The organism is Rhizobium sp. YS-1r, assembly GCF_000757525.1.
GTDB lineage: Bacteria > Pseudomonadota > Alphaproteobacteria > Rhizobiales > Rhizobiaceae > Neorhizobium > Neorhizobium petrolearium.
Map to the genome: position 1 here is coordinate 19,366 of NZ_JPYQ01000018.1, position 24,503 is coordinate 43,868.

22 protein-coding genes, 2 tRNA genes and 3 pseudogenes are annotated in these 24,503 nt (G+C 61.0%); 10 read left to right on the forward strand and 17 right to left on the reverse strand.

Features of this window, described 5'->3' with window-relative positions; translation table 11 throughout:
• Window positions 1-3: 3 nt before the first annotated feature.
• From JL39_RS13900 to JL39_RS13910, 3 genes are all read right to left on the reverse strand, one after another.
• Window positions 4-3,000 carry an SPOR domain-containing protein gene (locus tag JL39_RS13900; protein ID WP_037151400.1) on the reverse strand — a complete coding sequence of 999 codons (2,997 nt, stop codon included), beginning with the start codon at window positions 2,998-3,000 and terminating at the stop codon, window positions 4-6.
• 66 nt (window positions 3,001-3,066) lie between these two features.
• On the reverse strand, window positions 3,067-4,824 hold the full coding sequence (argS, locus tag JL39_RS13905) for an arginine--tRNA ligase (protein WP_037151403.1): 1,758 nt from the start codon (window positions 4,822-4,824) through the stop codon (window positions 3,067-3,069).
• 63 nt (window positions 4,825-4,887) lie between these two features.
• Window positions 4,888-6,105 carry a deoxyguanosinetriphosphate triphosphohydrolase gene (locus tag JL39_RS13910; protein ID WP_037151406.1) on the reverse strand — a complete coding sequence of 406 codons (1,218 nt, stop codon included), beginning with the start codon at window positions 6,103-6,105 and terminating at the stop codon, window positions 4,888-4,890.
• Window positions 6,106-6,237: 132 nt separating this feature from the next.
• Here JL39_RS13910 and JL39_RS13915 point away from each other — a divergent pair, with 132 nt between their 5' ends.
• Both JL39_RS13915 and xth read left to right on the forward strand, forming a co-directional pair.
• A complete protein-coding gene (locus JL39_RS13915; RefSeq protein WP_052182861.1) occupies window positions 6,238-6,606 on the forward strand; it encodes an iron-sulfur cluster assembly accessory protein in 369 nt (122 codons plus the stop codon).
• Window positions 6,607-6,637: 31 nt separating this feature from the next.
• Entirely contained in the window at window positions 6,638-7,426 is a 789-nt protein-coding gene (gene xth / locus JL39_RS13920) for an exodeoxyribonuclease III (RefSeq protein ID WP_037151411.1), read from the forward strand.
• A gap of 39 nt (window positions 7,427-7,465) precedes the next feature.
• On the opposite strand, the gene exoR is transcribed toward xth, so the two are convergent.
• The 7 genes from exoR to JL39_RS13955 all read right to left on the reverse strand — a co-directional run bounded on the left by exoR (window position 7,466) and on the right by JL39_RS13955 (window position 15,654).
• On the reverse strand, window positions 7,466-8,260 hold the full coding sequence (exoR, locus tag JL39_RS13925) for an exopolysaccharide production regulator ExoR (protein ID WP_037151413.1): 795 nt from the start codon (window positions 8,258-8,260) through the stop codon (window positions 7,466-7,468).
• Between the two features lie 452 nt (window positions 8,261-8,712).
• Window positions 8,713-9,942, reverse strand: coding sequence for an OmpP1/FadL family transporter (locus JL39_RS13930; protein ID WP_037151416.1), 1,230 nt, complete (start codon window positions 9,940-9,942; stop codon window positions 8,713-8,715).
• Between the two features lie 359 nt (window positions 9,943-10,301).
• Entirely contained in the window at window positions 10,302-13,133 is a 2,832-nt protein-coding gene (locus JL39_RS13935) for a valine--tRNA ligase (protein ID WP_037151419.1), read from the reverse strand.
• 121 nt (window positions 13,134-13,254) lie between these two features.
• Window positions 13,255-14,124 (reverse strand): DUF2497 domain-containing protein, encoded by an 870-nt coding sequence (locus JL39_RS13940; RefSeq protein ID WP_037151423.1) that lies wholly within the window; start codon window positions 14,122-14,124, stop codon window positions 13,255-13,257.
• Between the two features lie 253 nt (window positions 14,125-14,377).
• Window positions 14,378-15,031, reverse strand: coding sequence for a protein-L-isoaspartate O-methyltransferase (locus JL39_RS13945; RefSeq protein ID WP_037151427.1), 654 nt, complete (start codon window positions 15,029-15,031; stop codon window positions 14,378-14,380).
• A gap of 178 nt (window positions 15,032-15,209) precedes the next feature.
• Window positions 15,210-15,407 carry a hypothetical protein gene (locus JL39_RS13950; protein ID WP_037151430.1) on the reverse strand — a complete coding sequence of 66 codons (198 nt, stop codon included), beginning with the start codon at window positions 15,405-15,407 and terminating at the stop codon, window positions 15,210-15,212.
• 173 nt (window positions 15,408-15,580) lie between these two features.
• Window positions 15,581-15,654, reverse strand: a tRNA-Cys gene (locus JL39_RS13955).
• A gap of 242 nt (window positions 15,655-15,896) precedes the next feature.
• On the opposite strand from JL39_RS13955, the gene JL39_RS31015 reads away from it, so the two are divergent.
• Complete coding sequence (locus JL39_RS31015; RefSeq protein ID WP_161784762.1) at window positions 15,897-16,154, forward strand: DUF982 domain-containing protein; 258 nt, start codon at window positions 15,897-15,899, stop codon at window positions 16,152-16,154.
• Between the two features lie 12 nt (window positions 16,155-16,166).
• On the opposite strand, the gene JL39_RS13965 is transcribed toward JL39_RS31015, so the two are convergent.
• On the reverse strand, window positions 16,167-16,451 hold the full coding sequence (locus JL39_RS13965; RefSeq protein WP_037151434.1) for a hypothetical protein: 285 nt from the start codon (window positions 16,449-16,451) through the stop codon (window positions 16,167-16,169).
• Window positions 16,452-16,853: 402 nt separating this feature from the next.
• Between JL39_RS13965 and JL39_RS13970 the strand changes: the two genes are divergently transcribed.
• Window positions 16,854-17,501 (forward strand): exopolysaccharide biosynthesis protein, encoded by a 648-nt coding sequence (locus tag JL39_RS13970; RefSeq protein WP_037151436.1) that lies wholly within the window; start codon window positions 16,854-16,856, stop codon window positions 17,499-17,501.
• Between the two features lie 48 nt (window positions 17,502-17,549).
• On the opposite strand, the pseudogene JL39_RS32515 reads toward JL39_RS13970, so the two are convergent.
• A pseudogene (locus tag JL39_RS32515) lies at window positions 17,550-17,780 on the reverse strand (hypothetical protein); the annotation flags it as partial.
• 191 nt (window positions 17,781-17,971) lie between these two features.
• On the opposite strand from JL39_RS32515, the gene JL39_RS13975 reads away from it, so the two are divergent.
• Both JL39_RS13975 and JL39_RS32520 read left to right on the forward strand, forming a co-directional pair.
• A tRNA-Asn gene (locus JL39_RS13975) sits at window positions 17,972-18,046 on the forward strand.
• Window positions 18,047-18,070: 24 nt separating this feature from the next.
• Window positions 18,071-18,424 (forward strand): hypothetical protein, encoded by a 354-nt coding sequence (locus tag JL39_RS32520; protein WP_244446889.1) that lies wholly within the window; start codon window positions 18,071-18,073, stop codon window positions 18,422-18,424.
• Window positions 18,425-18,637: 213 nt separating this feature from the next.
• On the opposite strand, the pseudogene JL39_RS32525 reads toward JL39_RS32520, so the two are convergent.
• From JL39_RS32525 to JL39_RS32145, 3 genes and pseudogenes are all read right to left on the reverse strand, one after another.
• Window positions 18,638-18,967 (reverse strand): annotated as a pseudogene (locus JL39_RS32525) (recombinase family protein); the annotation flags it as partial.
• Window positions 18,943-19,683 carry a recombinase family protein gene (locus JL39_RS32530; RefSeq protein WP_037151442.1) on the reverse strand — a complete coding sequence of 247 codons (741 nt, stop codon included), beginning with the start codon at window positions 19,681-19,683 and terminating at the stop codon, window positions 18,943-18,945. The pseudogene JL39_RS32525 and the gene JL39_RS32530, both read right to left, overlap by 25 nt.
• Before the next feature lie 21 nt (window positions 19,684-19,704).
• Window positions 19,705-19,962, reverse strand: a complete 258-nt coding sequence (locus JL39_RS32145) for a hypothetical protein (RefSeq protein WP_037151444.1) — start codon at window positions 19,960-19,962, stop codon at window positions 19,705-19,707.
• A 220-nt stretch (window positions 19,963-20,182) separates the two neighbouring features.
• Here JL39_RS32145 and JL39_RS30545 point away from each other — a divergent pair, with 220 nt between their 5' ends.
• The 3 genes and pseudogenes from JL39_RS30545 to JL39_RS14010 form a co-directional block, all read left to right on the forward strand.
• A complete protein-coding gene (locus JL39_RS30545; protein ID WP_052182863.1) occupies window positions 20,183-20,899 on the forward strand; it encodes a hypothetical protein in 717 nt (238 codons plus the stop codon).
• Window positions 20,886-21,479 (forward strand): RES family NAD+ phosphorylase, encoded by a 594-nt coding sequence (locus JL39_RS14005; RefSeq protein ID WP_052182864.1) that lies wholly within the window; start codon window positions 20,886-20,888, stop codon window positions 21,477-21,479. Before JL39_RS30545 ends, JL39_RS14005 begins: the two co-directional genes overlap by 14 nt.
• 252 nt (window positions 21,480-21,731) lie before the next feature.
• Window positions 21,732-22,291: pseudogene (locus JL39_RS14010) on the forward strand (DUF932 domain-containing protein); the annotation flags it as partial.
• A gap of 281 nt (window positions 22,292-22,572) precedes the next feature.
• Here the strand turns inward: JL39_RS14010 and JL39_RS14015 are convergent.
• Window positions 22,573-23,157: an intradiol ring-cleavage dioxygenase gene (locus tag JL39_RS14015; RefSeq protein WP_037151447.1), complete on the reverse strand. Its 585-nt coding sequence runs from the start codon at window positions 23,155-23,157 to the stop codon at window positions 22,573-22,575.
• A 25-nt stretch (window positions 23,158-23,182) separates the two neighbouring features.
• Window positions 23,183-24,145 carry an MBL fold metallo-hydrolase gene (locus JL39_RS14020; protein ID WP_037151461.1) on the reverse strand — a complete coding sequence of 321 codons (963 nt, stop codon included), beginning with the start codon at window positions 24,143-24,145 and terminating at the stop codon, window positions 23,183-23,185.
• A 101-nt stretch (window positions 24,146-24,246) separates the two neighbouring features.
• On the opposite strand from JL39_RS14020, the gene JL39_RS14025 reads away from it, so the two are divergent.
• Window positions 24,247-24,503, forward strand: a 257-nt coding sequence (locus JL39_RS14025) for a LysR family transcriptional regulator (RefSeq protein WP_037151449.1), incomplete at its 3' end; no start/stop codon positions are given.

Sequence of the window (24,503 nt, forward strand, 5' to 3'; positions counted from 1 at the left end):
TTCCTAACGGGCAACCAGGCAGTTCCCGCCCGCTGCGCGATATTTTTCGCAGAGCGCCACGGCATCACTCTTGCTGCCGGCCGGAATACGGACACGGTAGAAGGTCCCCTTGCCGGCAATTTCGGCTGCCTTGATGTCGACGCCGCGGCCACCGATCACACCGGCATATCTAGCCGACAGGTTCTGATAAGACTTCTGGGCCTCGGCCTCTGAGGGCAGCGAGGCGATCTGGATCAGATACCCGCCCGCGCCGACCGAAGCACCCTGGGCCGACGTGGAAGCCGGTGCTGCGGCTTGCTGGTTCGACGCGCGGACATTGCCCTGATCCGTCACGGCAGCGACCACATTGACCGGCTGTTCCGCCGGGCGTGCGATCGGGACCGGAGCCCGGATCACCGGTGCGGGATCCGAGGCCTCGACCGGAACTTCCGGCGCTGCAGCAGGCTCGACCGGAGCTGCTTCGACCGGAGCCGGTGTGCCGGCCGGCGCTACCGGGTCCACCTTTGCGACCTCGACCGGCTCGGCTGCACGAGCCTGCGTGGAGACAGGAACGATGCCGGCCGCACCGGCGCTAGAAGCAGCGGGGACCTGAGCGGGAGCTGCGGGAATCGAGGCCGCCGCGGGCTGAGAAGCGGCGGCAACATCCACCGGCTTGGTGCCGGCTGCCGGCATCTTTTCAGGCGCAGCGAGCGCCGGCGCCGCGACTTCCTGTTCCACCAATTTGCCATCCGGACGGACGATCATCGTCTTCACCTTGCGCGGCATGACCGTCACCGGCTGCTGCTCGGCAGGTGCGGCCGCCTGTTCGGGCTGCTGCGGCAGAAGGCGCGGGTCTTCGGTCTCGCCGATCTCCGTCGCTTCGATCTCGTTTTCCCCTTCAAGCGGCAACGTATCAGGCATCAGGGTCTTCTGGACGACGTCGACCGGCTCTTCGTTCGAAGAAATCAACGTCTCCTGCTTCGGTTCCTGCGATGCGACACCCGCTACCCGGTCGTAGACAGCCTTGTCCTGGTTGGGAACGGTCTTGCCGCCCGGATTTTCCGGGGCGACCTTCACCGGATCGGTGTCGGCGGCGATGACGACCGGCTCACCGCCCGAGACGGCGTCCGATATGCCGCTACCGAGCCAGGCATAGGCACCGACGCCGCCAAGAACGACGACACCGGCAACAACCAGCGGAACGGCCCATTTCTGCATGACGGAGCGACGCGCATTTTCCACTGTCGCAAGATAATCGGTTTCAGCGTATTGCAGCTCTTCATGCTCTGCCGGTGGCAACGGAGTAGCAAGGCTGCGCCGGAAATCCTCTTCCAGCGCGCGCTCGAAATCATCGAGATCGCCGCTCGACGGACGATCGGCTTGAGCCCTGCGCTCTCCTCCCGCCTGCACCGAAGCCGCTATGTCGATTTCAGGCTTCCGGTGTTGCGCGGCATCTGCCTTGTCCGGCGTCATCAGAAGCGTCGCCAGCTCGGCATCGATATCGAGGTCGTAGTCCGGACGATAGACTGGCGGCTGCTCCGGCTCTTCAGCCGGCAGCGAGGGCACGTCAAGTTCGGCGATCGCCTCAACCTGATCCTCGGAATCGGCAATCTGGGCAGGGTCAAACGGCAAGTCGGCGAACAGCTCGACCTCTTCGACAGCCTCGGCAGACGCTGTTGCGGCAGCCGTCGCGGCAACAGGTGCAATCTGCTCGGCGGGAGCTTCGAGTTTGGCAGGTGCCGCGTCGACAGCTTTCGCCGTGGGTGCCGCCGTAGCCTCTGGTTGCCTGTTGGTTTCCGCCACGACGAGATCAGCGAGATCGAGTTCGAGATCATCGAGGGCAAGCTCGAATTCCTCGTCGGAGAAAGGATCCTTCTCTTCGACGAGCGGCGTCTTAGCCGCCAGAACCTCAGCAGCCGGTGCGGCCGGCTCGACAACCGGCGACGCCACAACGGATGCCTCCGAATCCGTGTTGGCGACAGGGGGCGCAAGCGGTCTGGCCTCGGACGGCAGTTCATACCGCTGGACGTCGTAGATCAATTCATCAAGCTCAGAGAACCGATCCGGCGCGGATGCTGATTCAGCCGTGGCGACGGGAGCTGGAGGGGCCGAAGGAACAGAAGTTGCAGGAACCTCTTCGGTCTCGGCCGTCGGATCAGGAACCGGGGAGCCTGCGGCAACCTGGGCAACGGGAGCTTGCTCTCGTGCCGCAGCCGGAAAGTCCTCAGGAGCTTGTGCATCGGAGACATGCCCGTCCGGCACCGGCGCGGCCGGCTCTTGCCTGGGAGCAGGTGCTGTTGCGCGGGCGACATTGAAATTGACGAGCGGCATGCGGAAACCCGGAGTATACCCCTTGGCTTTCGGTTCCGGCTTCACCTCCGGCTCAGTTTCGACAACCGGCTCGCCGATCGAGCTTTCCAGCTCCGCAGCAAGATCGAATTCCTCGATGGGCTGCTCTGCCGGTTCTGCGAACGAGGCAGACACCGCAACCGTCTCGTCGGACACATCGGGAATCGGCTCGACGGAATTGGCATCCAGATCCGGCTTGCCGACGGACTGAGAGGCATCCACCGTTTCGACCGCGAGCGGCGGCTCCTCGTCGCCGAAACCGAAATCGTCACGGTCGCGCATGTCGTCCCTTGATGGCGGGAAATCCGGCGACAGTTCCGCAACACTCGGCTCTGCCGGGACGAAGTCCGGCTCCTCAAGTTCCACCGGCGGGCCGGAAATGGAAACAGCGGGGGCAGGTTCGACCGAAGCATATGGCGCGTCGTCCAGCGTGATATCCTGGACAGGATCGAGACGGGGCGCATCATAACGCTCGAACTCGCGAAGAAGCTCGTCTTCGAGGTTGAGCGTCGTTTCGTCCTGCGGCGCGGGCGCCACAGCAACCGGCGCCTCCGGTTTCGGGACGGGCCGATCCTCGTAACCTACGATGCGGGCGAGTTCTGCCAGCGGGTCGTCATCGGCAAAGAAATCCGGGAAATCATTCCGGCTACGCACAAGGTTGTTATCTGCCATTACCTCGTCCACTCACCTACATTGCTACGCATATGCCAGTGCAATGTGGGGAAATGGTGGCGTTTCTTACCGCATTTCTTCCGGTGCTGCTGTGCCCGTAATTGCAAGTCCTGACTTCAAAACGGAGGCGACAGCATGCACCAGCCCAAGCCTGGCAACGCTCAATTCTCGGTTTTTATCGTTAACAAAACGTAATTCCGGTTGTTCTTTGCCCTTGTTCCAATGAGCGTGGAAGAAACTTGCCAGATCATAGAGGTAAAAAGCAAGGCGATGCGGCTCTTGTGCGAGCGCCGCCGCCTCAACAATCCGGGGATATTCAGCAAGCTTGGCAATCAGCTGCAACTCATTGGGATCAGTGATCAGTCCGGTCGAGGACGACAGGTCCAGCGAATCAATGTCAAGATCCGGAAATGCTTCCTTCGCCTGACGGAAAACTGAAGCACAGCGGGCATGCGCATACTGCACGTAGAAGACCGGATTGTCCTTCGACTGTTCCGTCACCTTGGCGAAATCGAAGTCGAGAGGCTCGGAATTCTTGCGATAGAGCATCATGAAGCGCACGGCGTCGCGGCCAACTTCATCGACCACGTCACGCAGGGTGACGAAGTTGCCCAAGCGCTTGCCCATCTTCACGGCTTCGCCATTGCGGAACAGCTTGACGAGCTGGCAAAGCAGGACAGTCAGCTTTGCCTTGCCGCCCGAGACGGCACGCGCGACGGCTTCCAACCGCTTAACATAGCCACCGTGATCGGCGCCGAGGATGTAGATCATCTCGTCGTAGCCGCGGTCGTACTTGTCCTTGAAGTATGCAACGTCGGCGGCGAAATAGGTATAGCTGCCGTCGGACTTGATCAGTGGGCGATCCATGTCGTCGCCTACTTCGGTCGAACGGAACAGGGTCTGTTCGCGGTCTTCCCAATCTTCGGGCAACTGACCCTTCGGAGGCGGCAGTGTGCCCTTGTAGACATGTCCCTTGAAGGTCAGGTCATTGATCGCCTGACGGATGCGCTGGGCACCATTGGCATGCAGGGTGCGCTCGGAGAAGAAGACGTCGTGATGAACGTTGAGGGCATCGAGGTCGTCGCGGATCAGCGCCATCATGGCGTCAATCGCCTTGTCCTTGACGATCGCCATCCAGTCTTCTTCCGGCATGTTGTGCAAACGCGGGCCGTATTCGGCGGCCAATTCCTGGCCGACCGGCACGAGATAGTCGCCCGGATAGAGGCCTTCCGGGATCGCGCCGATGTTTTCACCCAGCGCCTCGCGATAGCGCAGGAAGACGGACCGGGCGAGCACGTCGATCTGCCCGCCGGCATCGTTGATGTAGTATTCCTTGGTCACGTCGTAGCCGGCGAACGCCATGAGGTTCGCAAGCGCATCACCCACCACCGCCCCGCGGCAATGACCGACATGCATCGGGCCGGTCGGGTTGGCGGAAACGTATTCAACATTCGCCTTCCTGCCTTGCCCGAGCGTCGAGCGGCCGTAGCCCAGCCCGTCCACAATCACCGAAGAAAGCAGCCGCTGCCAATAGCCGGTCGCGAGGCGGATATTGATGAATCCGGGGCCGGCGACGGAAACTTCGCTGACATCGGAATCATTGCGTAGCGCCGCGGCGATGATATCGGCAAGCGCGCGTGGATTGGTGCCGAGCGGCTTTGCCAGCACCATGGCCGCATTGGTGGCGACGTCGCCGTGACTCGGGTCACGCGGCGGCTCGATGGCGATACGTCCAAAATCGACTTCGCTTCGCTTTTCCTTGATGATATCAAGAGCTTCCAAAGCGTTCTTAATTCTAGTCTCGAAGTCGGCGAACAGATTCATATCACTCATCCGCGTGGAAAACCCGCGCGGGCCCTTGGAAAGCCGTTGTTGTTGGCCGGGTGCCTAGCGCAAATCGGGTGTGTGGTCAAACAGCGCGGCATGCGCCTTTATGGCATAGGTATCGGTCATGCCGGCCAGATAATCCCCGACATGACGCGCCCTTGCTGCTTGGCCGAGCCCCGCGATATGATCGACCCAGTAGTGGCTGCGCATCAATGTCGGATCGTCCATGTAGGCCTTGAAAAGGTCCTGGACGATCTGCGTGGCGCCGGCACGGATGCGCATGATGTCCGGATGGCGGTAGATGTGCGAAAAGAGAAGCTTCTTGATGCGGCGGTCGGTCTCCGCCATTTCTTCGGAAAAGGTGGCGATCACGTGGTTTGCGGCGCGGATATCGTCGGCGCTTTGCGGTTTCAGCTTCTTGAGATTGTCCTGCGCCACGCCGATCACATCCTCCACCATGTGAGTGATCTGCCGGCGCGTGACCTCATAGGCAAAACGGCTGGGCTCGAGATGCGGATAACGCCCCCTCACCTCCGCCATCAGGCCGGCCAGGAACGGGACCTCCTCCAGCATCTCGAAAGTCAGGAGGCCGGAACGCAGCCCGTCGTCGATATCATGGGTATTGTAGGCGATGTCGTCGGCAATCGCCGCGACCTGCGCTTCGAGGCTTGCATAGCTTGCGAGTTCCAGGTCGTGCAGTTCGCAATAGTCCCGGATCGGCTGCGGCACCGGTCCGTGTATCCCCTTGCGATCCTTCGTCAGGAGCGGGCCGTTGTGCTTGACGAGCCCTTCGAGGCTTTCCCAGGTGAGGTTCAGCCCGTCGAACTCCGCGTAACGGCGCTCGAGCTTGGTGACGACCCTGAGCGACTGGGCATTGTGGTCAAAGCCGCCATAAGGCTTCAGCATCTCGTCCAGCGCGTCCTCGCCCGTGTGACCAAAGGGCGTGTGACCGAAATCATGCACGAGCGCCACCCCCTCGGCGAGGTCCTCGTCGAGCTTCAGCGCGCGCGCCAGGGCACGGGCGATCTGCGCCACCTCAATCGTATGGGTAAGCCGGGTGCGATAATGGTCACCATCCGGGCTGATGAAGACCTGCGTCTTGTGCTTCAGCCTCCGGAAGGCCGTCGTGTGAACGATACGGTCGCGATCACGCTGGAATTCCGAGCGCGTCAGGCTCTCTTCCTCGGGGAACATGCGGCCCCGCGACGCCCAGGGGTTGGCGGCGTAAACCGCACGCTCGCCGCTGCCAAACCCCAGCGTCCCGGTATCGATCATCATGCCTTCACCTGTTTCTTCACCAACGCCCTGCCGCCCATTGACGCGCCGTTCACGTCTTCATACCTATAGTAGAGCCGTGCGCAATGCCGGTGACAGTTATTCCCCGGGCCTTGAACCCGGCAGGAGACGGATATGGATGCAAATGTAACTCTCTCGGATGCAGCGGCAAAGCGGATTGCCGAAATCGTCAGTGCGGAAAACGGCAAGCAAGCCCTTCGCGTTTCCGTCGAAGGCGGCGGCTGTTCCGGTTTTTCCTACAAGTTCGACCTCGCCGACGCGCCGCAGGACGACGATGTCGTGGTCGCAAACGGTAATGCCAAGGTGCTGATCGACAGCCTCTCGCTCGTCTATATGGCGGGCTCAGAGATCGATTTCGTCGACAACCTGCTCGGCCAGTCCTTCCAGATCAAGAATCCGAATGCAGTCGCAAGCTGCGGCTGCGGACCAGCTTCTCCGTCTGACATCCATCTTCTCCCTTCCCAACGCTTCCTCTTTCGCTAAAAGAGGAAGCGGAAAACGGAGGGACGGCCCCATGAAGATCGCCACCTGGAACATCAACGGCGTCAAGGCACGCATCGACAACCTGCGCCAGTGGCTCACCGATTCCCAGCCTGAGATCGTCTGCCTGCAGGAAATCAAATCCGTCGACGAGGGCTTCCCGCGGCTGGAGATCGAAGCGCTCGGCTATCACGTCGAAACCCACGGCCAGAAGGGCTTCAACGGCGTGGCCCTGCTTTCCAAGATCCGTCCGGATGAAATCCTGCGCGGGCTTCCAGGCGACGACGGCGACGAGCAGTCGCGCTATATCGAGGGTGTCTTTTCCGTACCACGGGGCGCCATACGCGTCGCTTCCATCTATCTGCCGAACGGCAATCCGCCCGAAGATCCGGTAAAATATCCCTACAAGCTATCCTGGATGGAGCGGCTGCGGCAACATGCGCGGAACTGCCTCCTCCTTGAGGAACCGCTCATCCTTGCGGGCGACTACAATGTCATCCCCGAGCCGCATGACTGCTTCGATCCGGCCGTCTGGGCGACGGATGCGCTCTTCCTGCCCGAGACGCGCGCCGCCTTCAGGCGCCTTGAAAATCTCGGTCTCGTCGACGCGGTCCGCGCGACGACGGACGCGACCAAGCTCTATTCCTTCTGGGATTATCAGGCCGGCGCCTGGCAGAAGAACAACGGCATCCGCATCGATCATCTGCTCCTTGCACCGGAAGCAGCCGATCGCCTGAAAGCAACCGCGATCGAAAAGCACGTGCGCGCCTGGGAAAAGCCGTCCGATCACGTGCCCGTGGTCGGGTTGTTCGATTTCAACTGAGCCGCGGGCGCCGCCGGTCCAAGCCTCTATTCGGCGCGCCTATTCAACGCCCCTGGCGAACTCCTGGGACAGCGCGATCGCGCCCCGGCGATCCTTTTCGTCGGCGACCGAGAAGGCCTGCTCCTGCAACTGCTGCATCCAGGAACAATCCTTCACGGTGCATTTGTCGAGTGCCGCCGTCATGAAGGCAAGCCCGCGCACCGTCTGGCCTTCCTGGAACAGGACGTTGCCGAATACGGCCATGGCGCCGGCGTGCCCATTCCGACGCGCCTGATTGAGCCATTTCTTCGCCTGCTGGATGTTGGCGCCTCCGCCTTCGCCCGCGAGCATCATCTTCGCAAGCTGGAACTGCGCTTCCGCCACACCAAAGGTCGAAGCAACCTGGAAATAGAGCTGGCGCGCCTGCGACATGTCGGCCTTGACCGGGCTGCCCGGGATGCCGCGGCGATAATAATTGGCGAGCGACAGAAGCGCGTTGATGAAGAAGCCGGTATCTTCCGAACCGGGCTCGATGCCCTGGGCAGCGATCTCGTTGTAGATCTTGAACGCCTCGAAATCGTCTTTCGCGACGCCGTCGCCATAGGCATACATGTTGGCCAGCGCCCAGCGCGAGCCCGTATGGCCTTTCTCGGCAGCATAACGATAAGCTTCGACCGCGTCTTCCTTCTGCCCGTTCTTGTAAGCCTTGAAGCCGAATTTGAAGAGATCGAAAGGCCCCGATTCCTTGGTGATCCCCGACTTGATATCGAAAGCCGCAGCCGCCCCCGCCATAACCGAGGCGAGCGACACTCCAAGAAGCAATACTCTCATGGATCCGATGCCAGACTTCGACATGTTTCAGTTTCTTTCACTTCGTGCGCAGCTTACAGCCGCAGCCCGAGCTTTGCTCGCCGCCAGAAAAGAGGTCGCCCGGGGATATCCCGTGCCTGCTCCTCCCGAGAGGCGAATGAAACTGTAGGTGCCGTTTCCGGCAAGACTTGGACCCGATACCGCGACTTCCGCGAGAAGACAGAACGGCGCCAAGATCCGCCTGCCAGAGCGCAAAAAGCCCGGCTTTTCACTCATAAACCCGCCCATGATGCTCCATTGCGCGCCCCGCCCCCGCGGTCAGCGACTGTTACCCTTCTACCGCTGCGCCCCGTTTGTGGCGGGAAATGGACAGAAACCTCCCTCTCAAGGCGCCTGATAATAGTCCCTCAAAAGTGTTGCCAAATCGTCACAACGAAAGTCGCCAAAAAAAGAGCCCGGGTTCGCATCCGGGCTCCTGTAGCAATCGATGTCGAAACTCAGAATTTCACCTTGAGCGAAGTCGACAGTGCCGCCACCAGGTCGTCGTCGAACTCGTAGGTGGCCTCGTCGCCTACATCAACGCCGCCGATCGTGGTCGGACCGGAATCCCCGCCCGTCAGGATGCCAATCACGCCTCCAAGACGGATCTCCACATTCTGGTTCGGAGAATAGGAAACGCCGGCACCAAAGAGCCAAGTGTCGGTCTGCGTACCGTATTCCTGAGATGTGCCGCGATCCCAGGTGACGCTAACGGCACCACTCCACTGATCATTGAACTTGTGACCAATACCGCCGGTGACCGTCCAACCGTCACGATAGCCCAGATCAAGAGAGGTGATCTCGACGCCGCTGTTGTAGAACGGAATGCGCTGCAACTGGCTCCAATCCGTCCATTTGACGGAGCCAAAGGCAAGCCAGTCCGGCGCAATGCCCGACTGGAGCTTCAGCTCGATCGCTTCCGGCATCGACGTCGATCCCTCAACCGGAATGATCAGCCCGCCGAGAGGATGAACAAAAGCCGGCACCTGTGTCAGATCAACCGTGCCGGTAACTTCGTTGAGTTTGACTTCGCTGTAGTACATCAGGCTCGCGCGAAGTGCATATTCCGGGATCTCGTAGGCTACGCCGGCACGCCAACCCCAGCCGTCGCCTTCGAGCTCCAGCCGGCCGATGCCTGTTGCTGCGAAACCTATCGCTTCCGGCGGAACCAGCAGACGTTCCTTGAAGCCATCCATTTTCAGATAGTTAACACCACCGATGACGCGGAATTGTCCGGGCCCCATGTCGAATTTGTAGGAGCAGGTCACTGCGTAATTGTCGCTGTTGACCTTCGTTTCGACGTTATCACTCGCACCGGCCCAATGGGCACCCGGATTGGTATGAGCACCATAGGGCTGAGAGTAATCGAACATGCAGTCCGCGGCATCGCCTATTGCGGCTTTCACGCCGACACGAGGAGAGAAATAGCTCTCGCTGTCATCCGCAGACGTGGAATATCCCGGGATCGTATTGAGGTTCCCGTTCAGAGGATTGGTATCAGTCACATTCTTCGCCTTGCGCTGCGGCATGACGAAAGTGGCTGTGGATTCAGCCGCAAAGCGCGACGGATCAAAAAGCAGATCGATATTATAGCCGCCGCGCTCAAGGCCTCCCGCCAAAGCCGACGACTGAAGGACCCACCCCGCCCCAAGAGCCAGAAGTCCCCTCGTTATGTGTCTACTTATCATAATTGTTCCCACTCCCTGGTAAGTGACGGGAATCACTGTAGATGGCGACTTCCAAAAGACAACTTTCGGTGATCGGAACCGTCGCAGCGCAAAAGCCTGCCAAATTTACGTAAACAACTGTGGAACCGGATGCTTGGGGGTAATTCCCGCACAAAATTACTACTTTCCCGTATCCAACACGCAGGTCGGTAGAATTTTCTCACGTGAACAAATTGATCCGTGTCAATTTTGCAACACCCTTGCTTTTCCCCTGTGTGCAGTTGCACAAAGGAACGCACGGAATGGGCGACCGGGCGTTACAAACAAAAAGCCGCGCCCATGGCTGGACGCGGCATTCGTTTTCGACGCCGTGGAGAGGATCAGCCGGCTTCGGTGATTCTCTTTAAAGCCGTCTTGAGATTGGCCATCTGAACCTGCAGTTCGGCAAAGCGTTCGCGTTCGGCCGCCACCACTTCCGGATCGGCGTTGGTGACGAATTTCTCGTTCGCCAGCTTCTTGCCGATGCGGTCCAGTTCGCTCTCTGTCTTGGCAACCGCCTTCTCGACGCGCACCTTCTCCGCCGCAAGATCGATCAGATTGCCAAGCGGCAGGCAGGCGGTCGCCTCACCCACCACGATCTGGGCCGCTCCCTTGGGCGCAATGTCCGCAAGTTCGATGGTTTCGACACGTGCGAGACGCCGGATCGCCGCCTCGTGGCGTATCAGGCGCGACTGGCTGGTCTCATTTGCTCCAACCACGATCAGCGGTGCCACGGCCGAAGGCGGCACGTTCATCTCGGCGCGGGCCGAACGCAGGCCCGAGACGAGATCGACCAGCCAGTTGATCTCCTCTGCGGCCGCCCGGTCGAAGAATTCCGGGGCCGGCCAGTCGGCGTGGCAGAGCAGGCTGTCGCGCGGCGCCGTATGGGCCCAGAGCTCTTCGGTCATAAAAGGCATGAAGGGGTGGAGGAGCTTGTAGGTCTCCTCCAGGACATAGGCCGCACAAGCCTGGGACTCCGCCTTCGCCTTCTCGTCGTCACCGGCAAAGACCGGCTTCAGGAATTCGAGATACCAGTCGCAGACCTGGTTCCAGACGAAGCGATAGAGCGCGCCCGCCGCCTCGTTGAAACGCTGCGTCTCGATTGCCTCGGTCACATCGCGGATCGCCGCGGAAAGTTCCGTCAGGATCCAGCGGTTGATGGTGAGCGTCGCAGTCTCCGGAATGAATGCCGGATCGCGCTTGACGCCGTTCATCTCCGCAAACCGTGTGGCGTTCCAAAGCTTGGTGCCGAAGTTGCGGTAACCGGCGATGCGGGCCGGATCGAGCTTCACATCACGGCCCTGCGCCGCCATGATGGCCAGCGTGAAGCGCAGCGCATCGGCGCCGTATTCGTCGATCAGTTCCAAGGGGTCGATAACGTTGCCCTTCGACTTCGACATCTTCTGACCGTTCTTGTCGCGCACCAGAGCATGGACGTAAACGGTATGGAACGGCTCGATCCCGTTGCCCTCCTCGTCCTTCATGAAGTGCAGTCCCATCTGCATCATGCGGACGACCCAGAAGGGGATGATGTCGAAACCCGTGACCAGAACGCTGGTCGGGTAATATTTTTCGAGCTCCTTCGTCTTGTCCGGCCAGCCGAGTGTCGAGAACGGCCAGAGCGCAGACGAGAACCAGGTGTCGAGCACGTCCTCGTCGCGGGTCAGGATCTCGCCGGGCTTGAAGTTCTCCAGGAGGTCCTCGACATAGGCCTTCATCGGCCCTTCATGTGCAAGATAGTGCTGGATGGCGGCCTGAAGCGCTTCTTCCTCCGTCCTTTCGACGAAAACCTGGCCGTCCGGACCGTACCAGGCGGGTATCTGGTGGCCCCACCAGAGCTGGCGGGAAATGCACCACGGCTGTATGTTTTCCATCCATTGGAAGTAGGTATTCTCCCAATTTTTCGGAACGAATTTGGTGCGTCCCTCGCGAACCGAGGCGATCGCCGGCTGGGCGAGCGTCTTGTTGTCGACGAACCACTGTTCGGTCAGCCGCGGCTCGATCGGCACACCGCCACGGTCCCCATGCGGCACCGTGTGCTTATGCGGCTCGATCCTGTCGAGCAGTCCGGCTTCCTCGAATATCTCGACAATGATCTTGCGGGCCGTGAAACGATCCTGCCCTTCCAGCCGATCCCAGGCACCGTGAAGCGCTGCGGGATGATCCAGGCCTTCCAGGAAATCCTCGTTGTCCTTGACGGTGATGGTCGCATCAACATTCATGACGTTGATGGCGCGCAGCCCTGCGCGCTTGCCGACCTCGAAGTCGTTGAAGTCATGCGCCGGCGTGATCTTGACGGCGCCGGTTCCGGCGGTCGGATCGGCATAGTCATCCGCTACGATCGGAATTTTCCGGCCGACGATCGGCAGAATGACATGCTTGCCGACGATCGATTTGTAACGCTCGTCCTCCGGGTTTACCGCAACGCCGGTATCGCCCAGCATGGTTTCGGGGCGAGTCGTGGCGACGACCAGATAATCACGCGTCTCGAATTCGGTCGGCTTGCCCTCTTCGTCGAACGCAATCGGATACTGGTAGGTGACGCCGGGCTCCAGTGGATAACGGAGATACCAGAGATTGCCGCTGACCTCATGCTGTTCCACTTCCATGTCGGAGATGGCGGTCAAAAGTTTCGGGTCCCAGTTGACGAGGCGCTTGTCCTTGTAGATCAGGCCCTGCTTGTAGAGCGTGACGAAGACTTCGAGGACGGCCTGGGAAAGCCCCTCGTCCATGGTGAAGCGCTCGCGCGACCAGTCGCAGGAAGCCCCAAGACGCCGCAACTGGTTGAAGATCAGGCCGCCGGATTCCTCTTTCCATTCCCAGACCTTCTCGATGAAGGCCTCACGGCCCATTTCGCGGCGGCCCGGGAGCTGGCGCTCCCTCAATTGGCGTTCAACGACCATCTGGGTTGCGATGCCCGCGTGATCCATGCCCGGCTGCCACAGCACGTCCTTGCCGCGCATGCGCTCGAAGCGGATCATGATGTCCTGCAGCGTGTTGTTGAGCGCATGGCCCATGTGCAGAGAACCGGTCACGTTCGGCGGCGGGATCACGATCGTGAAGTTTTCCGCTCCGGGCTTGGCATTGGCGCCGGCGCGGAAGGCATCCGCCTCGTCCCAGGCTTTGGCGATCTTCGGTTCTACGGTTGCGGAATCATAGGTCTTTTCGAGCATTTCCTGACCCGGTTCTGTTCTTGGGAAGATATCGCGGTGTAAATAGGATGGGCTGATCCAAGTCAATAAAAAAGCCGCCCCGTCGCCGGAGCGGCCGTTTCAATCGGTCTCGGCTATGCAATCAGCGGCGCGGGCCGCGGGCCACACGTTCGATCTCCTCGCGCACCAGGCGCTCGACCAGCGTCGGAAGATTGTCGTCCAGCCATTCCTGCAGCATCGGGCGCAGCATGTCCTGCGCCATCTCTTCCAGCGAGCGATGCTCAAGCCCATTGAACACCGCAGCCAGTTCGCTGAAGGATCTCGCGACCTGCGCCCCCGCTTCGGCTGACAGGAGATTGGCGGCTTCCTCGATCCTGGCCGGCAGGCTCTCAGGAGCGGGTTCGGACATGAATTGCGGCGCCGGCCGAAGGGGCATCTCCGCCTCCGGGCTCTGCTCGGGCGTTTCGAGAACCGGGGACGGCGCCTGGTGAACGGCTTCCGGCGCTTCTGTGACGGATGCAGCCTGCGGGACGAGAGCAGCGGGGGCTACCGCCGGCCCCGGCTCGCGGAGGTCGGACATGCGCGCCATCCGAGGCCGCGCCTCCTCTTCCTCACGGTAGGCTGGAGCAGGTGCGGGCGCAACCGGTTCGGGATCAACCGGGGCCGTGGAAAGTCGAACGCTGCCCGTTTCCTGCTGGCGCGCGGAGGCGGCACGTACCCTTGCAGCGACATCGGCAAGCGAAAGCGTACGCTCCGGCTGGGCCGGCTCGACCGACGGTCTTTGCACCGAATTCAGCGGCTCGTTGCGCGAGGGGATACCGGGATCATTGGCAACTCTATCCGGAATAAAGCCCGTCTCTTCCGAATCCTCCATTCCCTCTTCGTCATAGGCCGAAGACAGCGGGCGGGAGAGCACGTTTTCGGCGTTCGGCTCATTGCTTTCAATGATCCGGCGAATGGACGCCAGGATTTCTTCCATGGAGGGTTCACGCGCTACATTTGGCTGAGCCATTTTCATCCCCGCTGTTACCGGCACTCGATTCGGCTCCAAGCAGGAAACCCTGAATCGCAGACACTGTAAGGTGTCGGGGGGGCTGGAAACAACGACAACTGCCCCAGGCGTCCTACCGATACACAGTTTTATTGGCGATGTGAATCCCGGATGTCACACACTTGCCGGGGACGCGAAAGGCAATGCCTTTCCAAACGGGAAAGAGGCCCCGCAGAGGCCCCTTCTCGTCCCCGCCTTCAGACTGCAGACGCGATCAGAAAACGAATTCTCTCATTTTGCGGAAGCCCGGAAGAGGTTTTACCGAGGCGTTGAAATAGGCGCTTTCGGAAATCACGCCCTGCTCCCGCACGAACATCTTCGCCTGGGCAGCATTTCCATAGCCCACGACGGCGATGAGGCGGCCGCCATCGCGAAGCTGGTCCAGCAAGGCGGTCGGCACTTCCTCGACTGCGCCGTTGATGAAGATCAGGTCGAAGGGCGCTTCGCTGGCATATCCCTTTTCCAGCTCGCCCGCCACGATCGCGACATTGTCGCAGCCAAGCAAAGAGAGCGTCTGGGTTGCCTGAGCTGCCAGCGCCTCGTCTGACTCGACCGACACGACGGAACCGGCAAGCTGGGACAGAATGGCCGTCGCATAGCCGGTGCCGGTTCCGACTTCGAGCACGACGTCATCCTTGATGATCGTGGCGAGCTGAAGGAGCTTGGCCAGCGGCGAAGCCTCCATCAGGTAGCGCCCCGGCGCCACCTCGATGTCCGTATCGACATAGGCGAGCGACTTGGCCTCGGCCGGCACGAAAGCCTCGCGCGGTACTGTATAGAAGGCCCGCAGGACCGAGTGCGACGTGACATCGGTGGTGCGGATCTGATTCTCGACCATCTTTGCCCGTGCTGCTTCGAAATCCATCATCTCAGTCGTCCCAAATCACCCGGCCCGAATCACCCCGGCCCAAATCACCCGGCCATGCGCCGGGCTCACGCAAGTCCGTCTTACTGACGGCGAGGCGTGCTTTCAAGACATGGCCCGGGTTCAGAGCAAAAAACTGGAGGAGATCGCCAAAGCGCCGCAGGCCGCGGACGGGTGAGGATCAGGCGAAGGCCGGCGGCGCCTCTTCCAACCTGCGAACGATCGTATAATCCCGGCGGTAGGACGTGCGCAGGCCATGATCCTTGTCGAAAGCAGACTGTTCAGCGGAGGTCAGCGGGAAAATGCCATCGGCGAAAGTGCCGGTGCCTTCACACTCGTTGGCGGGCTGATGATGGACGGTGATAATCCTGGTGATCATGTCGCTTTCCCTCCGTTCTGCCCATAAAGCAGCAAACAGGCCTTTCTGTTCCCGAGCCTAAGAGAAGAAAGTTAAAAATTAACCATATTGCGACGCACACAAAACCGCACGGTAAATGCCTGATTGAAAGGGGAAATCAGATTTGAGGAGACGTTTGCGGAGCAGCGAAGTTTTGGAGGCCTCGCCCGGAATCGAACCGGGGTGCAAGGATTTGCAGTCCTCTGCGTAACCACTCCGCCACGAGGCCATCCGAACGCTTAAAGAGCGAGTGGTGTCGGGCGTTTAGAACGAATCGAATGATGGCGCAAGCGGGTTCGCCTCGATTGCCATATTTTTCCTAGGAAGAGAAAGCCAGAATGCCGGGCAGGCCCCGCTGGCGCCTGCAAACGCCGAACCGACAAAGCCGCGGTTGGGGAAGAATCCGCCAGAATGAGGGAACCAAATCCGGTCGAGCAAGTTTGCATCCCCGCAAATGCAAGGTGTGGGACAATGAATGACGTGACGGCAACAGATGAAGTCCTGTGGAGTTCCCCTGTCAGAGTACGTGTCGGATATGGTTTTCCTGAAGTGGTTCGCGGCCCGCGAGAGGCTCTGGAATACCTCAAGTGGCGTTGGCCGGTGCGCGAAGGCACCTATTATCTCAGGGCATTGAAGGAATGCGCCGCCGGCCTGCAGCGCAGGCTTCCCCTGGAAAAAGTGCGGGAAACCTTCGTGCTTGCCAGTATCGAAGCGAGAATGTTGAGCTGATCGCAGAGGCGTTCAGGCCGGCCAATAGACATCGGAATGAAAGTCGGCCGGAATGTCGGCGAGCCTGCCGATGGCTTCCGCCACATAGCCGATCTGCATGGCGAGATATTTGATTTCGCGCGGGGCCGGGATACCGGTGACCGCCTCACGGTTGCGCCATCTGTCGTAACCGATCGCCCTGATCCGCCGCTCCGCTTCCCGCAACACGTCTTCCTGCGTCGGCGGCGCGTCATCTGTCGTACCGGCAAACGCCGACGAGCGGGCCGAAAGCCCGCCCTCTATCACTCTGAACGCCATATACGGCCTCGTCTTCAATCCCGGAAAACATCCTAGTGATTCGCAGTGGGAATGCCAGAGCCTCCGAGCGTTCGTCAAAGTGGAAAAGCTGCGGGAACCATGCTAAAGGTGTTGCCGTTGTCCGGTGTGAGGAGACACCGGGGCGGCAATCTAGCGGTGGGAGGAGACCGCCATGGAATATCTGGAATTCATCACGGCTCTCAACCCGATCGTGCTTGTAATCCTGGTAATGGTGCTCGCCTGCGGCGCCTATGATCATTGGATGCAGTCGAAATAGGGCACGTGCGCCAAGGACCGAATGAGCGCCGCGCGATGGCTTGAAGCACGCGCGCGTCGGTTTGCGGTCTTTGCTCCCGGACCGAATGCTGCTATGCATCCGGCGCGGGGGAGATTGTGCGGAGCATGAGCTTGGACGAAAGCATCGAATTCCAGGATACCTCCACCTCGCTGAGCGACACGCTGCGCCGGCTCATCAAAGGCATCAAGGGCCAGTCGATCACGCTGCGCGAGCTCATGGATGCGGTCGGAGAACAGGGGCTGCTGCTCATCTGCGCCGTCGCCTCCCTGCCCTTCCTCATCCCGGTTTCCATCCCAGGGGTCAGCACCGTCTTCGGAGCCGCCATCATCCTGATCAGCCTGGCGATCACGGCGAACCGTCTGCCCTGGCTGCCGGGGAAGATTCTTGACCGTCAGCTCGACACGCAGAAACTGGTGCCGGCACTGGAAAAGGGCGTCAACATCGTCACCCGCCTCGACCGTTTCCTGAAACCGCGCCTATCGGCGCTGACGACCGGTGCAATGATCAACCGGCTGAACGGCCTCGCGATCGCAGTCGGCGGGGTACTCCTGATGTTTCCGCTTGGCCTCGTGCCGTTCTCCAACACGCTGCCGGGAATCGCCATCCTGTTATTGTCGACGGGCATGATCCAGCGTGACGGAATGATCGTGCTGGGCGGCTACCTCTTCAACGTCATCACGGTGATCTATTTCGCCGTGCTCGCCTATGCCGCCTTCAGCGCCGGCCAGGGGATCGCCTCGCTGTTCGGCTGATCCAGGAGCCGCCGTAGCGTCATTTTCATTTCCGCTCCGCTTCGCGCGGCGGCGCCTCGCCCACCAGAGCGCCGTTCGGCGTCGTTGACGCCGAACGGCCGGCAGGTCGTGCGAAAGGATCACGAAGCCGAGCGGCAGCATCCAGAAGCCGAGAATCGGCAGGAAGCCCAGCGTGCCGCCCACCAGCAGGGAGAGGCCGACGCCGATACGGCCGGCCCGCGAGCGCGGCAGGGGGATCTGCCAGCTGCCGAACCCCACTCTTCGGGTGTGCGGGTCCACTCCGAATCTCGTCGATTTCCGCTTCTGCGCCACCGGAGACTAGTTTCCTTTTTCCGAAAGGCCGTCTTTCCCGAGCAGATGGGGCCTGAACGGGGATAAAACAAGCAAGTTCGATTTTTTTACAAAAAGCGCTTGGCAAAACGACAAAGCATTTGTATTACCCCCCGCACACGCCGCCACCGAGCGGTTGATCCCTGGTAGCTCAGCGGTAGAGCATTCGACTGTTAATCGACAGGTCGCCGGTTCGAATCCGGCCCGGGGAGCCATTTCGGATTGAAGCTGCGAACGCCGTGCGTCGCCGTTTCCACTCTACGGTTTCCTCCAGACGCGATGAGCGTCTGGAGGAGCGTGGGTTTCGAGCCTTTGATCCTGATTTCGTCGGCTCCGACCTCCACACGCTGGACGAGCGTCTGGATGTGATGCCGTCGGAAACCTCCGTCCTTCGCCCTGATCTGTCGCCTCGCCTCGCCCGCGAATGCCTCCAGAAGCTCCGGTGTGATCTGGTTCGTCTTCCCTTCGCCTCGATCCTCGGCCCGATCGGCATCGGCGCGCGCCGAGTCCCGTATTCGCTTCAATTCCGCGATTCGTCCCTTAAGGTTGGAATCGTCGAGTTCCGCGAGACCATTCTCAATGGCCGCGTATAACCGGGTCAGCTTGGCCTCAGCGTCCGCAGCCTGCTTCCGAAGAGCCACGATTCGATCCTTGAGTTTGTCGGCATGCGCTTCTCGGCGCTCCAGCACGCCGGCGAGAAGCTTCTCCAGGTGCCCCTTTTCGAGAAGCAGCCCTTCCAGGCACCCGACCACCTTCTCATCCAGCACGTCCATTGGGATCGTTCGGCCTTTGCAGGCGGTCTTCCCCTGCCGGGCAGTCGTGCAGCAGGTGTAGTAGCGGTACTGACCGCCTTTGCCGGACGTTCGCAACGTCATCGCCCCGCCGCAGTCGGCGCAATAGCAAACGCCGCCCAGAAGGGTGCCTGCCGCAACGAATCTCGGCGCCTTCAGTTGGGGACTGCGTGAACGCATGGTTTCCTGAACTTCGGCGAATTCGTCGGGATCGATGATCGGTTCGACCTCGACATCGACGATCTCGTCCTCGGACTTGCGCTCGCCCCGGCGCTTTCCGGACACATTGAAGCGGTGCCGACCGATGTAGGTCTCGCGCGTCAGAATTTGGTGAACTGCCCCCACCCCCCCCAGCGACCTCCCGTCTGGGTGCGAATTCCTCGGACGTTGAGGTAGTCGGCGATCTGCCGGGATCCCATTGGCCCGTCTTCCGCGCCGATGCGCGCCAGCCGGAACATGAGCCGCACTGTTTCCACCTGCATGGGATCGGGTTCGATCCGCTTCTTGACCCTCAACCCACGCTGCTCGGCCGCTACAGTGCGGTATCCGAACGGCGGGCGAGACCCGTTCCAGAAGCCTTGGCGCGCGTTCTCGCGCATTGCCCGCAGCGTGTGCTTGGCGTTTTCCTTGGATTGATATTCGTCGAACAGCGCCATGATCTGGCGCATCATCACGCTCATCGGATCGTCGCCGAGATCCTGCGTGATGGAAACGAGACGCACGCCGTTCTTCGCCAGGCGGCGCACATAGAATTCGAGCTGGAACTGATCGCGAAAGAAGCGGGAGAACGAATGGACGATAATCGCGTCGAACATCGCCGGTTTTTCTGCGGCGGCGTCCATCATCTTTTGGAACTCCGGCCGGCGATCGTCGGTCGCAGAGGCTCCCGGCTCTATGAACTCCGCAGCGACGGTGAAACCCTTCGCCTGGCAGTAGGACTGAAGCTGCCTACGCTGGTCGGGGATCGAAAGGTCATTCTCGGCCTGCCGCCCTGTCGAAACCCTCAGATACAATGCGGCACGTCCCATCGACGCCAAGGCCGGAGTCGCGTTGGCGTTCATGACAGGTCTCCGTTCCAGATTTCAGTCTTGCCGCCCCAGCAGCTCGTCGAAGAACTGACCGAAATGCGCCTCAAACACGTCCAGCTCGGCCTCCGTGACCGGCATCCCCGCCGTCCAGTCATGGATGACTTTCGGATCCCAATCCGGGGCACGCCGGCGGCGCACAGCGGCAGACGCGCTGCGCCGTTTCCGCGCCTCGGGGCCTTCCCAGCCGCCTGAGTAGTAGTCATGGAGGCTGACGACGATGGCCGATGCCAGATTTTCTCTTTCGTTTGACATGAGGGCATAATCGCATAATCCTATCTATAATTCATTGTTCTCAATGGGTTACTATGATTTGTTGCGTCGGGAAATTGGATACAGGAGGTGCCTTTCGGCTATGCCCGCCGTCGTTTTCGCGCTCTGGAATAGTGCAAATTCCAAGAGTCGGCGGCGTTTGGCGGCGGTCAGCCTCAGCGATTGAAGTTTCCGTTTTCATGAATTATATATAGCAGGACAAATGAACATCCTCAAGGGATCGCATCTCATGGCCCCTCCCGTTTCAGCCAGCACTCAGCGCCGTCGCAGCCGCGCCACCAACTTCAGCGGCGAGTCAGCCACCGCTGCATCGACGCGCGCCCGGCGCCCCGAAGCCGGGCCAAGCGAGGACTTGGTCGCGGCGTTCGTCCTGCGCACCGGTCGGGCACTGGCGCGGATCGCCGAGCGGATGCCGCGTGATCGACTCCTGGCGGCCGTCGGCGCATCAACGGACACGGACGTTCTTTTCAGTTCGCTCCACGAGGCAGCCGCCATCGGCGCCGAGATCCTTCCGGATCGGCCCGATCCATTGACCGAAGCGTTGTTGCGCGGATCGGAAATGAAGCGGGAAATGCTGAAGACCGAAGGCGGCGTCCTTTCCGCGCAACAGCTCGCCGAGCACCTTGGCATCACGCCTCAGGGCCTCGGCCGCAAACGCGACCGCAACCAGGTGTTCTGGCTCGATGTGGGCGACGGCTATGTCTACCCTGCCTTTCAGATCGGCAAAAACGGACTGCTATCGGGCATCCGTGACGTGCTGAACGCATTCGTGGTCGACGACCCCTGGATGCGCGTCAACTTCATGCTGACCGGCGACGCCAGATTCGAAGGCCAGCGGCCGATCGATCTTCTTCGCGAGGGTCAGATCGAGGAAGTGGTCAGGGCAGCAGCAGCTTACGGCGAACATGGCGCCGCCTGATCCCGGGCCACTCCCGCCTGCCGATCTCGTCTCCCGCGAGCTGCCCATCGAGATCATCGACAAGGGCACCCGGCTAGTTCGTATCCATCGTTCCGAACTTGACCCAATTTTTTTTGGGTCCTCCGGGGGCAACCGCTTCGATGATCCGACACGTCAATACGGCGTCTGCTACCTCGCCCGCACGATCGAAGGCGCGTTCGCTGAAACGTGTCTTCGCTCTGTCGGTGCCCGTTTCGTCGCTCTGACATTTCTTGAGGCGCGTTCCTTCTGCGAGATCGAAGTTACCGCGCCGCTGCGACTTGTCTCGGTTCACGGCCCTGGTCTGGCTCAAATCGGCGCCACGGGCATCGTGACCAGCGGTCCGCATTCGGTGGCGCAGCAGTGGTCGAGCGTCATCCATGATCACCCGGCCGGAGCAGACGGCATCACCTACCGCTCAAACCACGATAATGGCGAACTCTGCGTTGCGATGTTCGAACGCGCGCGAGACCGCTTGGCCGCGATCGGCTCCACGCCCATGCTGTCGAACCGCGCCCGGCTGGGCGAATTGCTCGCGCGCTACAAGGTCGGTCTCGGATAGTTCACTCGGGAGCTCACGCCGTACCGCGGCTGCGGCAAGAATCGGCGCAAACCGCCTTTGCGATCTTAACGATCGGCTTCTTGAAGCGACCGGGAGGGGAAAGCCTTCCCCTGCGGCCGAGCCTAAGTCTCGGCCGACCCCTTCTGCGGGGAGACCCCGCAACGCCCCCTGAGAGTGAGAGTGCGGACCGGTTTCCGTGACGGGTGAATAGCTGGGAGAGAGGCTCCCGCGCCCGTCATGGAAATTGGTCCCATGAACATGCAAGTTCTCGATGCGCGCCGCGACACGACCGGCGGTACAAGGTGGATGTCAGCCGCGGCGAGCGGGTCGGCCGCGTCTCGTCGGAGTGGTTCTCGCGTCCGGCCGACGAACGATATCTGTCGTTGTCCGAGCTGGCGCGCTCGGTGCAGGATCGCGCCGATCGCAGCCGGACCCGCGTCGTGGAAAGCGCGCTGATCCATGTCGAGGCGAACCGCAACGCCCCGGAGCGGCTGGCGCTGATTCTACCGGGCACGGACACGCCCATTGCCCCGACCCATTGGAGCTTCGGCCAGCTCGCCAGCCTGGTCGGCGCCCCCGCCGCCTATTTACGGCAGCTCCCGGCCGCACTCGCCGGGATCAACCTGCAATATGGTCTAGCATCCAATCGCGCCGAGCAGATCAAGACGCTGGAAACCGACGACGGCCGCACGGAACTGCGCGCGGTCACCGGCCCGGATTATGGGAGGATATTCGACGCAGAGCTGGTGGAAGCCGTGCAGCGCATCGCCGGCAACGGCACGGGCGACACCCGCTGGAAGGTGCCGGGCGTGGGCGTGGGCTTCACCAGAAAAGAAAGGCGTTGTAGCTGCTATGGTGGCTCCTGTACCCAGAGCACCGATAAAGGCACATCGGCTGAAACCGGAATCCTGCTGTTCGCTCACGCGATAGTCTCCTCTTTTGTAAGCTTGCCTCATGCACGGACCCCTGCGCGCCGCCGGCTGGGCGATCGAACCTCCTAGAAAAAGATGTTCGATGCGGATCGCAATTCCCGAAGCCACCGCGGTCTGGAGCTGGTGACGAGCGCGATCTGGTTGGCTGAAATACCGACGGGTCAGACAACGAAGTCGAAGCGTGCGAACTGGCCGTGACCCGCAGGGCTGATCGTCACGAGCAGCGTTTCATCGAAAATCCGATCGCGCGCATTATCAGGCTCGCCCGGAAAGAAGAGCTGCGTCGTCAGGACATCGCCGCCCGGCCGTTGAACCCTGAAATGGAAGTGTCGCGTCCTTCCCGGATACAGCGCCGGCACGACGGTGTTGAACCACCAGCGTCCCTGCTCATCGGCGAACTGATGTCCCCGCAAGCGGAAGCCTTGCCGATCGTACTCGCCGTTTTCGTCGGCTTGCCAGATCTCAACGAGGCTACGCGGCACAGGGCGGCAGCGATCATTGAGGACGTAGCCGGCGATGGTGATGCGCTCGCCGCGCGGCGCCTCCAGATAGAGATCCTGCTTCAACGGTGAGTTCGGCTTGAAGAACGGACCGGCCTCACGGGCGGGCGTCGGTTCATCGCCGTCGGCACAGCCGCGCGTCAGCGGCAGCAACGGCGCCTCCTGTCCGAAAGCGATCGTGCCAGTCAGTGGCACGATCGGCATGGCGAGAAAACCCGATAGAAGTGCGCGCCTTGATGTCGTCATTGCGGAGCCTCCGTCACTCACCGGATTAGAACTGCCAATTGACCGGGACCCAGGCATAGCCGGCTTCCGTCTTGAGCATTCGGCCAAGGCCCGGGAACGGATAGTGGAAGCCGAGAACGAGGAGCCGGTCTGCCGCCGCCATGTCGAAGATGCGGCGACGGGAGGCGAGAGCCGTGTCCTTGTCGCGATCTGGCCCAGGCAGCCATGGCCGGTCGACATTGACGATCGGGTGGTAGGCGAGATCGGTGGTCAGCAGGAGCTGATCGTTCCCGGATTGAACAAGGAAGTTCGCCATGCCGGGGGTGTGGCCGAATGCCGGAAGCGTGGTCAGCCCAGGGACGATCTCCGCGCCGGCTTCATACAACTCGATTCCCTTCGCGACCGGTTCGACGCTCCGCTTGATAGCCGCTGCGAAATTGCGGCGGAAATCCTCTGGCACCGGCATGTAGGAAAGGTCCGGGTCGTTGCGGACGAAGAAGTGCCAATCGGCACGAGGCGCAAAGACGGTCGCTCGCGGAAATGCCTTGCCTCCGTCCACGGTTCGAAGGTTGCCGACATGGTCCGGGTGCGTGTGCGAGACAACCACAACGTCGATGTCCTCGGGCCGTAAACCGATGGCGGCCAGGTTTTCAAAGATACGACCACCCTGCGGACCCATGGTCTGCCCGGCTCCGGCTTCAAGGAGGATCCGCCTGCCATTCGTCTCGATAAGAAGCGTGTTGAGATTGAGCGTCAGGCGGTCGGTCGGTAAGAAGGTACGCCTCAGGACCTCCTGCAGTTCTGCCTCCGGCGCGTCGCTGGCATAGACCCCCGGAGGACCGCCGATCAGGCCGTCGCTCAACACGGTTGCTAAGATGTCGCCGACGCGAAAGCGGTAGTGGCCGGCATTTCCACCCTGGACTGTCGGCAACGCGGCGGAAGCGGTCTGCGTGAAGGCCATGCCTGTCGGCAAGATCAGTCCCGTCGCGGCCGACGCGGCTGTCAGCATGATCTTCCTGCGTTTCAGTGTGATTTCACCCATAGCTTTGATCCCGTCCAGACACCTGATCGCAGGTGCTCCGTTTGATTTCAGATGTTGTTTCTCTAGGGATGACACAGATTGGCCGCGTGGATAAGCTAATCAAAACGGATCAACTTATTAAGCAGGACTTTGCAATGCGGCCACTGCGCCTTGACAGCTTAGAGATCTTTGAGGACGTCGTGCGCTGCGGTGGTTTTAGAGCCGCAGCGCTTGGCAGGGGCGTCTCGTCGTCTGCTATCAGTCAATCGATCAGCGTGCTCGAGGAAGCGCTGTGCCGCGCGACGATCAACGTGGAATTCCAGCGTCAATCAAGATGGGACTTTGC

Coding starts and splice junctions, on each gene's coding strand:
- JL39_RS13945 (WP_037151427.1), bottom strand. CDS start 15,031: ATGATGGATTTCGAAGCAGCACGGGCAAAGATGGTCGAGAATCAGATC.
- JL39_RS13935 (WP_037151419.1), bottom strand. CDS start 13,133: ATGCTCGAAAAGACCTATGATTCCGCAACCGTAGAACCGAAGATCGCC.
- JL39_RS13915 (WP_052182861.1), top strand. CDS start 6,238: ATGGATGCAAATGTAACTCTCTCGGATGCAGCGGCAAAGCGGATTGCC.
- JL39_RS13930 (WP_037151416.1), bottom strand. CDS start 9,942: ATGATAAGTAGACACATAACGAGGGGACTTCTGGCTCTTGGGGCGGGG.
- JL39_RS13970 (WP_037151436.1), top strand. CDS start 16,854: ATGAGCTTGGACGAAAGCATCGAATTCCAGGATACCTCCACCTCGCTG.
- JL39_RS13910 (WP_037151406.1), bottom strand. CDS start 6,105: ATGATGATCGATACCGGGACGCTGGGGTTTGGCAGCGGCGAGCGTGCG.
- exoR (WP_037151413.1), bottom strand. CDS start 8,260: ATGTCGAAGTCTGGCATCGGATCCATGAGAGTATTGCTTCTTGGAGTG.
- JL39_RS13900 (WP_037151400.1), bottom strand. CDS start 3,000: ATGGCAGATAACAACCTTGTGCGTAGCCGGAATGATTTCCCGGATTTC.
- xth (WP_037151411.1), top strand. CDS start 6,638: ATGAAGATCGCCACCTGGAACATCAACGGCGTCAAGGCACGCATCGAC.
- JL39_RS13940 (WP_037151423.1), bottom strand. CDS start 14,124: ATGGCTCAGCCAAATGTAGCGCGTGAACCCTCCATGGAAGAAATCCTG.
- argS (WP_037151403.1), bottom strand. CDS start 4,824: ATGAATCTGTTCGCCGACTTCGAGACTAGAATTAAGAACGCTTTGGAA.
- JL39_RS14015 (WP_037151447.1), bottom strand. CDS start 23,157: ATGACGACATCAAGGCGCGCACTTCTATCGGGTTTTCTCGCCATGCCG.
- JL39_RS31015 (WP_161784762.1), top strand. CDS start 15,897: ATGAATGACGTGACGGCAACAGATGAAGTCCTGTGGAGTTCCCCTGTC.
- JL39_RS13950 (WP_037151430.1), bottom strand. CDS start 15,407: ATGATCACCAGGATTATCACCGTCCATCATCAGCCCGCCAACGAGTGT.
- JL39_RS14020 (WP_037151461.1), bottom strand. CDS start 24,145: ATGCTGACAGCCGCGTCGGCCGCGACGGGACTGATCTTGCCGACAGGC.
- JL39_RS14005 (WP_052182864.1), top strand. CDS start 20,886: ATGGCGCCGCCTGATCCCGGGCCACTCCCGCCTGCCGATCTCGTCTCC.
- JL39_RS13965 (WP_037151434.1), bottom strand. CDS start 16,451: ATGGCGTTCAGAGTGATAGAGGGCGGGCTTTCGGCCCGCTCGTCGGCG.
- JL39_RS32145 (WP_037151444.1), bottom strand. CDS start 19,962: ATGTCAAACGAAAGAGAAAATCTGGCATCGGCCATCGTCGTCAGCCTC.
- JL39_RS32530 (WP_037151442.1), bottom strand. CDS start 19,683: ATGAACGCCAACGCGACTCCGGCCTTGGCGTCGATGGGACGTGCCGCA.
- JL39_RS30545 (WP_052182863.1), top strand. CDS start 20,183: ATGAACATCCTCAAGGGATCGCATCTCATGGCCCCTCCCGTTTCAGCC.